A 13,178-nucleotide genomic window follows, 5' to 3' on the forward strand; every position below is an offset into this window, starting at 1 on the left:
AAATATAAGATTTTTAACCCATTACCTTTACATTTATAAATGTATTTCTCATAAAAATGAAATATTATATATCCTTCCATACAATTTGTTATTTCAAAATAATTTGTACATTTGCTTCGTAACAATGAACTTTTCAAGAAACATATCTGATATTTCTGCACTGAAATCCTTTATTTCAGGCATATCTTCTGTTTCTATTTTCACAACTACAACAATTACTACCCCATAAAGGGGTAAATTTTCACATATTATTCCGGTACCCTGTACTCTTTTTTTAAAGGGTCAACATTTCATTTTATCCAACCTTTAATAAATAATTGATGAAAATTTTAAAATTTGGCGGAACTTCCGTCGCCAGTTCACAGAATATCTTACTGACAGAAAATATAATTAAAAAAGAATCTGTCAAGAATAAAGTTGTAGTAATCGTATCTGCCCTTCACGGTGTTACAGACGGATTAATCAAGGCTGCAGAATACGCTTCGGTAAAAAATGAGTCTTATCTGTCCATACTTAAAGAACTTGAGGAAAAACATTTACAACTCGTTAAAGAGCTCCTTCCTGTTCCGGAACAGAGCTCGTGGTTAAGTTTCACTAAAAAACATTTCAATGATATAGAAGAGATATATAACGGTATTTTTGTATTGGGTGAACTCACAGACAGAATAAAAGATAAAATAGCTTCATATGGGGAACACCTGTCTTCCAGCATCATTTCAGCCAGGCTTCAGTATAAAGGGCTGGATTGTGTATGGATGAATTCTGCTGCTCTTATCAAAACAGATGGCCGTTTTACTAATGCAAAAGTTAATATTGCCCTTACTGAAAAAAATATACAGGAATTTCTGAAAAACCATAAAAACCAGGTGATCATAGGCCCCGGCTTTATTGCCCGGGATGAAAATGGGAATGCAACCACATTAGGAAGAGGCGGTTCGGATTATACCGCTTCCCTTATTGCTGCCGCAATACATGCTGAAGAGCTACAGATCTGGACAGATGTAAGCGGGATGATGACGGCTGATCCCAGGCTCGTTTCTCATGCTAAACCCATTTCTGAAATATCATACCATGAGGCAATGGAACTTTCCCATTTTGGCGCCAAGGTTCTTTATCCTCCTTCCATACAACCTGTCATGTCAAAAAATATTGACCTTACAATTAAAAATACCTTTGATCCTGAAGCTCCTGGAACATTGGTTTCTCATCATGTCAAAGTAGAAGATAAACAACAGTTGGCAGCAGGAATCTCCAACATGAGCAATATCGTCCTTCTTACTTTGGAAGGGAGCGGGATGGTAGGCATTCCGGGCATTTCAGCAAAGCTGTTCCAGTGTCTCAACCATGAAAATATTAATGTAATCCTGATTACCCAGGGATCCTCGGAGCATTCCATTACCATAGCAATTAACGAGAAGGAGAAAATTATTGCGGAAAATGCCATCAATTTATCTTTTGCAGATGATATTAATTTAAAAAGAATTGCTCCTGTAAAAATTGAAAACAAGCTTTCCATTGTTGCCTTAGTAGGCGAAAATATGAAAAACAGAAGCGGGGTAAGTGCCAGGATGTTTGGATGCCTGGGAAACAACGGAATCAATATCAGGGCTATTGCTCAAGGCTCCTCGGAGAGAAATATCAGCATTGTTATCTCAGAAAATGATAGTAAAAAAGCAGTGAATGTCCTTCATGAAGAATTTTTTGAATCTGAAATAAAGCAGGTACATCTTTACCTCTGCGGAACAGGGAATGTAGGTTCGAAACTTGTGCAGCAAATCTATGATCAGAACCCATATCTGAGAGAAAATTTATTAATTAACCTGAGAATTGCAGGTTTATCCAACAGCCGCAGGATGATCTTCGCTGACAAAGGAATTTCACGGGAGGAATATGACAACTGGGCTGCATATGGCCAGGAAGCTTCCATCAATGCATTTGCAGAAGAAATTATCTCCCGGAATTTAAGAAACTCTGTCTTTGTAGATATTACCGCGAGTTCCGAAATTCCTGAGATCTATGAAAAACTGCTCAAAAGAAGCGTCAATATTGTTGCCTGCAATAAAATTGCAGCCTCATCCGGTTTTGAGCAGTATAAAACATTGAAAAACACTGCGAGAAACCATAGTTGTAACTTTTATTTTGAAACCAATGTGGGGGCAGGCCTTCCGGTAATAGGAACTATTAATGACCTGATTAAAAGCGGAGACAAAATCATCTCTATCGAAGCTGTATTAAGCGGAACATTAAATTTTGTATTCAATCATTATGATGGAAATAAAACATTTTCTGAAGTTGTAGCCCAGGCACAACGTGAAGGCTACACCGAGCCGGATCCAAGACTGGATTTATCAGGTACTGACGTAGCACGCAAGATCCTGATCCTGGCCAGGGAAGCCGGATATCCGCTTCAGTTTGAGGAAATTGAAAACATAAGTTTTCTGCCTGAAGCCTGTATGCAGGGAAGCGTAGAAAATTTTTATACAAAGCTCAGTGAACACGAAAGTCATTTTAAATCTTTATTCACCGCTGCCCAAAAAGAAGGTAAGATCTTAAAATACACAGCCGAATTTAAAAACGGAAAAGCAAAAGTGGGGCTGCAGCATATTGCTCCGGGGAGCGACCTGTTCCATCTTTACGGAAAAGACAATATTGTCATCTTCAAAACTTTGAGGTATTCCGAGCAACCATTAGTCGTAAAAGGTGCGGGAGCAGGTGCTGAAGTAACTGCCAGCGGCGTTTTTGCCGATATCATACGTTCTGTTTAAAAACAATAAATATGAAAAAAATAAAATTAAAAGTCCCGGCTACAGTAGCCAATTTAGTATGTGGATTTGACATCCTCGGAATGGCCATCTACGAACCGTATGATGAAATGGAACTTGCCCTGACAGACTCTCCTGAAATTATTATCAGGCACAAAGACCCGTTCGGGCTTCCTGAAGATCCATTGAAAAATGTAGCCGGTATCGTGCTTCTGAAAATACAGGAGCACCTTCAGCTTTCCACGGGTTTTGAGGTAACGATCCGGAAGCATATAAAACCCGGGAGCGGGCTCGGCTCCAGTGCGGCAAGTGCCGCAGGAGCCGCCTTCGGAGCCAATATTTTATTGGAAAACATATTGTCTAAAAATGAAATGATCCATTTTGCTATGTTTGGGGAAGAATTAGCCTCCGGGGTACGCCATGCGGATAATATTGCTCCCTGTATTTACGGAGGAATTACCCTTGTAAAATCTACTGTTCCCCTTGATATTATTCCGCTGAATACTCCTGATTTATTTGTAACAGCTGTACACCCCCAGGTTGAAGTAAAGACTTCTGATTCAAGGCAGATTTTAAAGAAAACTGTTTCTTTAAAAAGCGCTGTGGAACAATGGGGAAATATTGCAGGACTTGTAGCCGGAATTCAGAAAAATGATATTCCGCTTATCGGTAGAAGCCTTAACGATGTCATCATAGAGCCGATCCGAAGTATTTTAATTCCGCAATTTGATGAAATTAAAAGTAAAAGTTTGCAGTCCGGGGCATTGGGTGGAGGAATTTCAGGATCCGGCCCTTCAATTTTCATGCTCTCTGAAAAAAAGGAAACTGCAGAAAAAATAGCCCGTCTGATGAAATCCATTTATGACAACATTGGCATTGAAAGCTATGTATACATTTCAAAAATAAATCCGAAAGGAATAGAGCTTATTGAAAACCAAATAAAAAAGACAGATGAAATATTATAATTTAAAAGACCGTCAGGAAAAAGTCGGTTTTAAAACCGCAACAATAAAAGGACAAGGAAAAGAAAAAGGATTGTTTTTTCCGGAAAAGATTCCTCAGTTTGAAAATAAATTCATTCAAAACCTTCACCGGCTCGCTGATGCTGAAATCGCTTATCAATGTATGAAAGATTTTGTCGGGGATGAAATTCCCGGGGAAATACTTCAAAAGATCGTTTCAGAAACAGTTAGCTTTGATATCCCTTTGAAAAAGATCAGCGAAAATATATCAATCCTGGAACTGTTCCACGGCCCCACTTTAGCTTTTAAAGATATCGGAGCGAGATTTATGAGCCGCTGCTTATCCTATTTCCTGAAAGATCGTCAAAAAAAAGTAACCGTTCTTGTTGCCACTTCCGGTGATACCGGAGGTGCTGTTGCCCATGGTTTTTACAATATTCCGGAAATAGATGTAGTAATCCTATATCCCCAAAACAGGGTAAGCCCCGTTCAGGAGAAGCAACTTACAGCCTTAGGACAAAATATCTTTGCCCTGGAAGTAAACGGAAGTTTTGATGACTGTCAGAATCTTGTTAAGCAGGCCTTTTCAAATGAAGAAATCAATGACCGGTTATGGCTTACCTCAGCTAATTCTATTAATGTAGCCAGATGGCTTCCTCAACAAATCTACTATCTGCTTGCCTTAAAACAGTGGCAGCAACAGGAAAATGAGCGTCCTGTAATATGCGTTCCCAGTGGTAATTTTGGGAATATCTGTGCCGGGCTTCTTGCGCACTTCAGAGGCCTTCCTGTAGATCATTTTGTTGCGGCCTGCAACGCGAACGATTCTATCCCGAACTATTTAAAGACTCAGAATTTTAATCCACAGGAATCTGTTGCTACCCTTTCCAATGCTATGGACGTAGGAAATCCCAGTAACTTTGTAAGAATCCTGGAACTTTTCAGCCATCAATTTGATTCTTTAAAAAATAAAGTATCCGGATATTCTGTTGATGATAAAGAAACGCTGGATACCATTACAAAAGTCTACGAAGAGTACAGATACATTCTCGAGCCTCACAGCGCAGTAGCATTTGCTGCCATGTTACAATATCTGAATGAAAACCCTCATAAAAAAGGATTCATTTTAGGAACTGCCCATCCTGTGAAATTTCCTGAAGCGGTAGAGAAAGCAACCCGGACAAAAATTGAAATCCCTGAATCTTTACATCAACTGATGATTAAAGAGAAAAAAACTGTCAAAATAAATTCAGACTTTGAAGAATTAAAACGATTTTTGCTTAATAAAAACGAAAAGCAATGAGCAAAATATATCTTGAAGATGTAAAAATATATGCCTACCATGGGGTTTTGCCTGAAGAAAATAGTATAGGAACCTATTATATCTTAAATGCAGAACTCCACACAGACCTGTGGAAAGCTGCCGAATCTGACGATCTGAACGACACTATAAGTTATGCGGATATCAACGATATTCTTCATCAGGAAATGAAAATAAAATCGAAATTACTGGAGCATGTGGCAGGAAGAATAATCTCAAAAATTCACGAACGTTTTCCGCAAATTGATTACATTAAGCTTACAATTACCAAAACAGCCCCTCCTATGCAGGGAGAAATGAAAGGAGCCAGTATTGAACTGGAAAAAGGTTTTAAACCGGAGCTTTAAAATGATTACTTTCGTTCCATAAAAAACATTACAATTGAAATTTTTAAAAATAGTACTTTTAGCAGCATTTATCAATACATTCGGACAGGCCGGTGTTGATAATCAATTAGCCGACTATAATTTTCCAAAGATCAAATCCAGCATTACCATGCCGGTAACGATTCCGCTTTCGGAGCTGAGTAATATGATCAATGCTTCCGTAAAAGACCTTATCTATCAGGATGACTCTTATACGGATAACAATAATGACCAGTTTAAAGTAAAAGTCTGGAAAACAAGGCCAATCCGGCTGGTAGGAGGTACCAATCAGAATCTGCTGATAGAAGTTCCCCTGAAAATCTGGGCAGAAAAAGGAATCGGAACCTTAGGAGTCTATACCTACCAGAATACCACTTTTGAAACGGTAATGTCTTTTAATACAACCGTTAATTTCAGAAACAACTGGACAATCACTACTTCTACCAGACCCAACGGCTTCAGATGGGTCACAAAACCCGTTCTGGATTATGGAAGAATACAAATTCCCATTACGCCTGTTGTTGAGAAAAGCCTGAGGGAGCAGCAAGAGAAATTTTGTAAAACAATTGACCAGCAGATGGCTACTCAATTAAATTTTCAGCAATATGCCGTAATGGCCTGGAATACATTCTTACAGCCTTTTAATATTTCGGAGGAATACAATACCTGGCTCAAAATAAGCCCTGTTGGTGTTAACCTTACTCCTTTAAAATTTTATGGGAATCAGATTAATACTACCCTCGGTATTGATATCTATTCTGAGACTTTTACAGGAAGTAAACCCGCAGCTTCTTCACCGGTAACCACAGCAGCCAATTTCAATTTCTCTCCTACCGTAGCTGACAATTTTATTTTACAGACTACTGCCAATATCCCTTTTACAGAAGCCAGTAATATGGCCAGAAAAACATTCCTGAATAAGGAATTTGACATCAGGGATTCAAAAGTAAAGGTAACTGATGTCAGGGTCTATGGTATAGACAGCAGAATTGTGATTGAAGCCCAGACCGAAGGATATATTAAAGGTACATCCATTATTTCAGGAATACCGGTGTATGATGAAACCAAAAGGAAAATCGTCCTGTCCGATACCAAATTTAAGCTAAAGACAACCAATATCTTACAAAAAACAGCCTCTCTGCTGTTTCAGGGAAAAATTGTAAAAATGATTGAAGAAGAATATGGTATTCCAACCCAGGAATTGGAAGAAACTTCCAGAAAAAGTATCGAAGATGCTTTTAATAAGGAATATTATAAAGGATTAAAGATGAGTGGAAAAGTTTTCAATCTTAAACCCGGCAAAATCCTTATGAACAATACAGGGATCACTGCTGTGATTAACACCAATGCCGCATTGAAACTTGTGGTCAACGGATTCTAAAAACGAAGAGAAAGCATGTAACAATTAACAGACATGATAGCTGGAGTAAGAAAAGAGTTATAATCGTAAAAAATTATTATTCTGAAAAACAGACAAAAAGCAAAATCGAGGAACTCAGAAGGAAAGAAATTCTCTAAAAACTTTTGTTCATAAAGAATTTTTGTTATATTTGCACACCTCAAAAATGGTAAACAGGGTACTTTGGCCGAGTGGCTAGGCAGTGGTCTGCAACACCATCTACAGCGGTTCGAATCCGCTAGGTACCTCACCAAAAACCTCTAATTTACGTTAGAGGTTTTTTTGTTGCCATATGATATATAGGATCAGTGGAAAAATTGGGAGCTACGCATCGTTAAGTTCTCATAAAAATATAATAGATTTAAACATGTTCAATTATATAAAAGGCCAGATCCTGATCAATCACGGATCAAGTGCAAAAGTTGTGGTCTTATAATATTTAGATCTATTTAATTTTTAAAATTCACCCAAAGATTTCGTTTTGATTACTCTTTATTTTAAGTAAGCTAAGAAATGAATCGATTTTTAATCGCTTCTGATGAAGCGACTTTGCATGTGCTTAGTCAGCAGCTATGCTGCCTTCTTTGCCTACTTGAAATAGAACATTATTTTTTGACTGTAGTCAACCAGATGAATGTTTATTCTTAGAGCTCCATGACTTCCATCTCCCAGCTTCATCTGAAATCAGGAATTTCATCCCGAACTGACGTTAAATATTTTCTGTATAAAACAAAAAATCCCCGGAAATTCCGAGGATAAAAACTAATAACCATGAAAACTCAAATTAAACATGAGTTGCATTTCTATATTGAAAAATCGTGCCAAGAATGATAACTTTTGAAAAAAAATTACTTTTTTTAAGTTTATCGGACACAAAGGCGCTAAAATACAAATATTTAACGATACTTTATTTTTTTCAAAAAAAATAATTTGTATTATAAGAAAAAAAGTCTGAAAAAAGCAATAAGGAGCTTATAAGTATAATATTCTATATGATGTTAGAATAATTATCCTATAAATAATAAAAAATATCCGATATACTTTGCTGATACCATTAAAAAGAAGGAATATCAGAAAAATCAATAACCAGGCTGTTCCCGATTCTTATACCAGCTCACAGGAAATTTACAGACTATCAAACGAATACATTTCATCGTCTGGTCAATAAAATAAAGGTTACATTTAATTTAATACTACCCTTTATTTTAATTTTATTGGTTACCCCAGGCAGACCATATATTAATTCAACTGTATTTTTGAGATCATGCAACTCTGCCTGGCTCTCAAATTCTGAAACTAACCCGCTTTATCCTGATCGAGAATAGAAATGGCCTCCTTCCGGAGGCCTAAAAAACACAAATGATGAAAAAAATCTATTCAGAAAAATCCAAACAGAATATTGTAAATACCTACTGGTGCTTTCTGTTATTAAACCGGATCCCGATCAGTGATGATTTTCAGAATCCAATAACATCCGGACATTCCAGGCATTAAAGTCTTATAAAATTAATGGTAGCCAGTAATCAAATCGTATTATAACAACCTGAAAAGATTATTCATGACCATTCCATTAAAAAATCCTCATGTGAGGATTGGTAAATTTAATTAAATATTTTGTTTCTGCAAACTTTATTCTGTCCAAGTTATCGGAATATAAACAGTCACATATCCATCAGCGTCCACCTGCGCATCTGATACCGTGGCTACAACCGACCCATACCCTGTCCAGCCTCCCTGTCCCTGCATCGCTGAAAACGTATATGTTCCGGCAGGCAATCCTTCATAATACTGTGGAAGAGATTGAAACCCACCTCCATAATAAGTATCATAAACTTCTCCTGTAGCCATATTCTCAGCAATAAAACTTCCCACATCATGATTTCCCGAAAGTATTTTTGTTCCGTTTTCAGAAATAAGACCATAACGGATTTTATAGGTCTGAGCTTTTGGCGCCTCTCCTGATACTTTAGAAGGAGCCACACGTTGATTTTCTACTACATCACTGGATGTAAATGAAAAGGTAACAGCCAATAGTCCTGCAAAAGCTGATACTGCAAAAAATGATTTTTTCATAATTAGAATAATTTGGTTATTCAAAAATAATCAACTTATATTAAGTAAATGAAAACTGCGGATGAACAAACATTTATAAATAAAAAATTCCCCGGGTTAATCGGGGAACTATGATGAATCTCGTTTAGAAGATTAATTTTCATAACTGAAAATTATATATTCTACGACAAACATTATGCCCAATTAAGGTTTACATCAGTTTTTTAATATGAAATTTGTCAGGATTTCTAAATGATTTAACGCTAAAATTGAATTTTAACGTTCTTTAACTAAAATTTGGCTTCATAATTGAAAATAAAACTAAAACTAAAGTCGTTTGGCTTAAGCTTATTAAAATTTGAATTATGAAAAAGATAGTATTAGCAGGTTTTTTATCCGTTTTTTTAATAACGGCCTGCAAGAAAGATGACAGAACTGCTGAAAAGTCTTTGGATGAACAAAAGCTTGAATTTCAAGCCAGACAGCTGGAAATAGAAAAGCAAAAACTGGCTATTGAAAAAGAAAAACTGGTATATGAGGCACAAAAGAAAGCTGACAGTATTTCGGAAAGTAAAAAAGCAAAAGCAGTAGCAGCACAAAACAATTCAAAGCCACAGGTCATAAGAGAAACCAGAACCGTATACAGAGATAGAAGATCAGGCTCTAGCTCAGAAGGTGGTAACGGGACTTATGCCAATAACGGAACCGGTACTTCGCAAGGAACTACTCAGAAAAAAGGGATGAGTAAGGCAGCCAAGGGTACTATTATCGGAACCGTAGGTGGGGCGGCAGTGGGCGCCATTGTTGCTAAGAAAAACAGAGGACTTGGAGCAGTTATCGGGGGAGTTGTAGGTGGAGCTACAGGATACACCATCGGTAGATCACAGGACAGAAAAGACGGAAGAGTACAACCCAGATAATTTTTAACAATAAACTATATAAAGATTGCTTATTTTTAGGCAATCTTTTTTTTATGATATTACTCCTGTTTTCTACGGTTTTTATTATTCCTGTTCTGATGGGTTGGGGAAAACTCATGGAAAATATATCTGGTCCGCTTTTCAGGGGAACTTCAGGAAAAATGTTACTCGGTATTTTTGGAATCAGTTGGGTATGGACTATCCTTTGCTTTTTTATTCCTTTAAATATATATGCAGAAATCCCGGTAATTTTAACAGGCCTATTATATTTTTTCAAGGATAAATTGTACTCATCCATTTATTCCTTTTCAAAAAAGGATACGATTTTAATAGGAGCCATTTCCTCTGTCGTTCTATTGGCAGGATCCTTTTACCCTTATATACTAGATCATTTCGGGTATTATATTCCAAGCATTAAATGGCTAACAGAGTATGGGATCATCAGAGGAATTTCCAATCTGGATTTTATTTTAGGCCAGATGTCTCTGTGGCACATTTTCCAAGCGGGATTTTCAAATTTCTCAGATCCTTTTTTAAGGATTAATACAGTGATACTGGTCATTTATGGGATCTACAGTATTGAGAAAAAAGGTTGGATTCACCTTTGTTTTCTTCCTGTCCTATTATTGTTTTCCCAATCCCCGAGTCCTGATCTTCCGGTTATTATTTTTTCTTTAATTCTTTTACATGAAATCATAGCCGGAAATAAAAATATAGCTCTGCTTTTTGCCTTTTCAGTTTTTGTCTTGGCAATAAAACCCACCATGATATGGTTGCCTGTTTTAGTTTTCTTCTACGGGACCTTTATTATTAAATCGAAATTAACATCTTTTTTTCCGGGATTGTTCATTCTCTTCCTTTTCTTCTTTAAAAATATATGGGCCTTCGGATATCCTGTATTTCCAATTGCTATCGGAGACCTGGAAATGCCATGGAAACCTAATCCTGAAGTTTTAAAAGTTTCTTCGCAATATGCTGTTCAAAAGACCTATGATATGCAATATTCTTATGAAGAAATACAACAGTTTTCCGCATTTGATTATATCAAAAACTGGCTGTCCTTAAAAGGAATAAAATCAAAAATCAATATTCTTTTTGTGGTAAGCCTCATCTTTTTTTCCATCCACACCTGGATAAGGAAAAAGAAACTTATTACTCTAATATACGTTTCGTTATTGATCAAAAGTATTCTTGTTCTGGCCTTTTCTGCCCAATACAGATTTTTTATCGATGTATTTTTTGTTATCTTTTTTGTGGTATTGTATGACTATTTTGACCGGAAGAAATCCATCATTGTTTTTTCAATCATAAGTTTGATCATGATTTCACTGTTATCTTTCCCTGCTCTTATTCAGCAATATCTTCCAAGTTTCAGGCTAGGAAATTTCATCGCGGGCTTTGACAGCAACCAGATCTATAAGCCGGGAACTTATGAGTATAATCATTTTGATTCTTTTCAGACCGGAAACCTGCAATTTAATGTTTCTAAGGATTACCCCTATAATTTTGATACTCCGCTGCCTGCCATCTCGGTCAGCTATATTTTTGATGATGCTAAATCAGGTATTTTTCCGCAACTGGCAGACAAAAAAAACATCAGAAAAGGTTTTATCTGGAAAAAGATGACGCCTCAGGAAAAAAAGGAAGTCCAAAATGTTATCAATAATATCAAAAACATTGATAAATAGAACAAATCCTGAAACTTTATTATCTGAAGAAAAAAAGGTAATTTTGTAACATGTTCAACACATTAGGTAATTTTCTAAGTCTTACGACATTTGGGGAAAGCCACGGAGTGGCTTACGGCGGTATCATCAATAATTTTCCGGCAGGTTTAACGGTAGATCTCGATAAGGTTCAATACGAACTGAACAGAAGAAAACCCGGCCAGTCTGCCATTGTTACCCAAAGAAAAGAAAGCGACACCGTAAAGTTTCTTTCAGGGATTTTTGAAGGAAAAACAACAGGTACCCCAATCGGCTTTATCATTGAAAATGAAAATCAGAAATCAAAAGATTATGACCATATTGCCCAGGCTTATCGTCCGAGTCATGCTGATTTCACTTATGATCAAAAATTTGGGCTAAGAGATTATCGCGGAGGAGGAAAATCTTCAGCCAGAGAAACCATGAACTGGGTGGTAGCAGGGGCCTTTGCCAAACAGCTTCTCCCGGATATTGAAATCAATGCCTACGTATCATCCGTTGGCGATATTTTCTGTGAAAAACCCTATCAGGCTCTGGACTTTTCTAAAACCGAAAGCAATGATGTACGTTGCCCGGATGCTGAAACTGCTGAAAAAATGATTTCGAGAATCAAAGAAATCAAGAAAGAAGGAAATACCATCGGTGGAACTATTACCTGTGTCATTAAAAATGTTCCTGTAGGAATCGGTGAACCTATATTTTCAAAGCTTCAGGCTGAGCTGGCAAAAGCCATGCTTAATATCAATGCCTGTAAAGGTTTTGAGTACGGAAGCGGTTTCTGTGGAGCTAAAATGACCGGAAAAGAGCATAATGATGCTTTCAATACAGATTTCACTACTAAGTCTAATCTTTCAGGAGGCATCCAGGGAGGAATTTCTAACGGAATGGATATTTATTTCCGTGTTGCTTTCAAACCGGTAGCCACTATTTTAAGACCTCAGGAAAGTATAGATAAAGAAGGAAATCCTGTCATTGTAGAAGGCAAGGGACGCCATGATCCATGTGTGGTTCCAAGAGCAGTTCCCGTAGTGGAAGCCCTGGCTGCATTCGTATTGGCAGACCTGTTTCTGATCAACAAAACAAGAAATATCAATAATTTTTAAACATATATATTGGTAATGAAAAATTACTGGGATAAGGGAATTTCTTTTGAAAAATACCTTCAGATTGCAAAAGAAAGATTAGAAAATCCTGCCAACCAACAGGAAGCAGATTATAAAAACTATTACGAGCTGGGACTTCAGAGAATGGACAGAACCCTGAAAAAGTATATTCCGGATGAAGACCAGCTGAAAGTATTGGCTGATAAAAATTTTGACGGAAAAATTTTAATTATTTCCGAAGCATGGTGTGGGGATGCAAGTGCAACTGTTCCGGCCCTTTTCAAATTTTTTGAAGGACACAATGAAGTCAGAATTTTTTTAAGAGACAGCGATAAAAGCCTGATCAATCAGTTTTTAACCAATGGTACGGAGTCTATTCCCAAAGTGATTATTCTGGACAAAGATTTTAATGTAAAGAATTCATGGGGTCCCCGTCCAAAATACGGCTACGAGTTACTGATGAAATATAAAGCAGATCCTGAAGCGTATCCTAAAGACAGTTTTTATAATGACCTGCAAATCTACTATGCGAAAAACAGAGGTAAGGACGCCGTTCAGGAAATTCTGGATTTGTTATAATGAACCCTA

General features: G+C 37.0%; 11 protein-coding genes and 1 tRNA gene. 11 read left to right on the forward strand and 1 reads right to left on the reverse strand.

Features of this window, described 5'->3' with window-relative positions:
* The first annotated feature begins 320 nt into the window (after positions 1 to 320).
* From thrA to OK18_RS21835, 7 genes are all read left to right on the forward strand, one after another.
* Positions 321 to 2,765, forward strand: coding sequence for a bifunctional aspartate kinase/homoserine dehydrogenase I (gene thrA, locus OK18_RS03545; RefSeq protein WP_053327103.1), 2,445 nt, complete (start codon positions 321 to 323; stop codon positions 2,763 to 2,765).
* A gap of 11 nt (positions 2,766 to 2,776) precedes the next feature.
* Complete coding sequence (locus OK18_RS03550) at positions 2,777 to 3,727, forward strand: homoserine kinase (RefSeq protein WP_053327104.1); 951 nt, start codon at positions 2,777 to 2,779, stop codon at positions 3,725 to 3,727.
* Complete coding sequence (thrC, locus tag OK18_RS03555; protein WP_053327105.1) at positions 3,714 to 5,027, forward strand: threonine synthase; 1,314 nt, start codon at positions 3,714 to 3,716, stop codon at positions 5,025 to 5,027. The genes OK18_RS03550 and thrC overlap by 14 nt, the downstream gene beginning before the upstream one ends.
* The gene (folB, locus tag OK18_RS03560) at positions 5,024 to 5,392 is read left to right on the forward strand and encodes a dihydroneopterin aldolase (RefSeq protein ID WP_050022713.1); all 369 of its coding nucleotides are present in this window, start codon (positions 5,024 to 5,026) and stop codon (positions 5,390 to 5,392) included. Before thrC ends, folB begins: the two co-directional genes overlap by 4 nt.
* Positions 5,393 to 5,426: 34 nt before the next feature.
* Positions 5,427 to 6,791 carry a DUF4403 family protein gene (locus OK18_RS03565; protein WP_082129125.1) on the forward strand — a complete coding sequence of 455 codons (1,365 nt, stop codon included), beginning with the start codon at positions 5,427 to 5,429 and terminating at the stop codon, positions 6,789 to 6,791.
* A gap of 195 nt (positions 6,792 to 6,986) precedes the next feature.
* Positions 6,987 to 7,057, forward strand: a tRNA-Cys gene (locus tag OK18_RS03570).
* A gap of 1,111 nt (positions 7,058 to 8,168) precedes the next feature.
* Positions 8,169 to 8,303, forward strand: a complete 135-nt coding sequence (locus OK18_RS21835; protein ID WP_262486626.1) for a hypothetical protein — start codon at positions 8,169 to 8,171, stop codon at positions 8,301 to 8,303.
* A 135-nt stretch (positions 8,304 to 8,438) separates the two neighbouring features.
* Here OK18_RS21835 and OK18_RS03575 read toward each other — a convergent pair whose 3' ends face one another.
* Complete coding sequence (locus OK18_RS03575; protein ID WP_050022714.1) at positions 8,439 to 8,882, reverse strand: hypothetical protein; 444 nt, start codon at positions 8,880 to 8,882, stop codon at positions 8,439 to 8,441.
* Positions 8,883 to 9,226: 344 nt separating this feature from the next.
* Between OK18_RS03575 and OK18_RS03580 the strand changes: the two genes are divergently transcribed.
* The 4 genes from OK18_RS03580 to OK18_RS03595 are packed head-to-tail and all read left to right on the forward strand — an operon-like array spanning position 9,227 to position 13,169.
* A complete protein-coding gene (locus tag OK18_RS03580) occupies positions 9,227 to 9,781 on the forward strand; it encodes a YMGG-like glycine zipper-containing protein (protein ID WP_053327106.1) in 555 nt (184 codons plus the stop codon).
* Positions 9,782 to 9,834: 53 nt separating this feature from the next.
* Complete coding sequence (locus OK18_RS03585) at positions 9,835 to 11,469, forward strand: LIC_10190 family membrane protein (protein ID WP_053327107.1); 1,635 nt, start codon at positions 9,835 to 9,837, stop codon at positions 11,467 to 11,469.
* A gap of 50 nt (positions 11,470 to 11,519) precedes the next feature.
* Positions 11,520 to 12,590 (forward strand): chorismate synthase, encoded by a 1,071-nt coding sequence (aroC, locus tag OK18_RS03590; protein WP_050022716.1) that lies wholly within the window; start codon positions 11,520 to 11,522, stop codon positions 12,588 to 12,590.
* A gap of 15 nt (positions 12,591 to 12,605) precedes the next feature.
* On the forward strand, positions 12,606 to 13,169 hold the full coding sequence (locus OK18_RS03595; protein ID WP_050022717.1) for a thioredoxin family protein: 564 nt from the start codon (positions 12,606 to 12,608) through the stop codon (positions 13,167 to 13,169).
* The last annotated feature ends 9 nt before the right edge of the window (positions 13,170 to 13,178 follow it).

This window comes from Chryseobacterium gallinarum, from assembly GCF_001021975.1.
GTDB lineage: Bacteria > Bacteroidota > Bacteroidia > Flavobacteriales > Weeksellaceae > Chryseobacterium > Chryseobacterium gallinarum.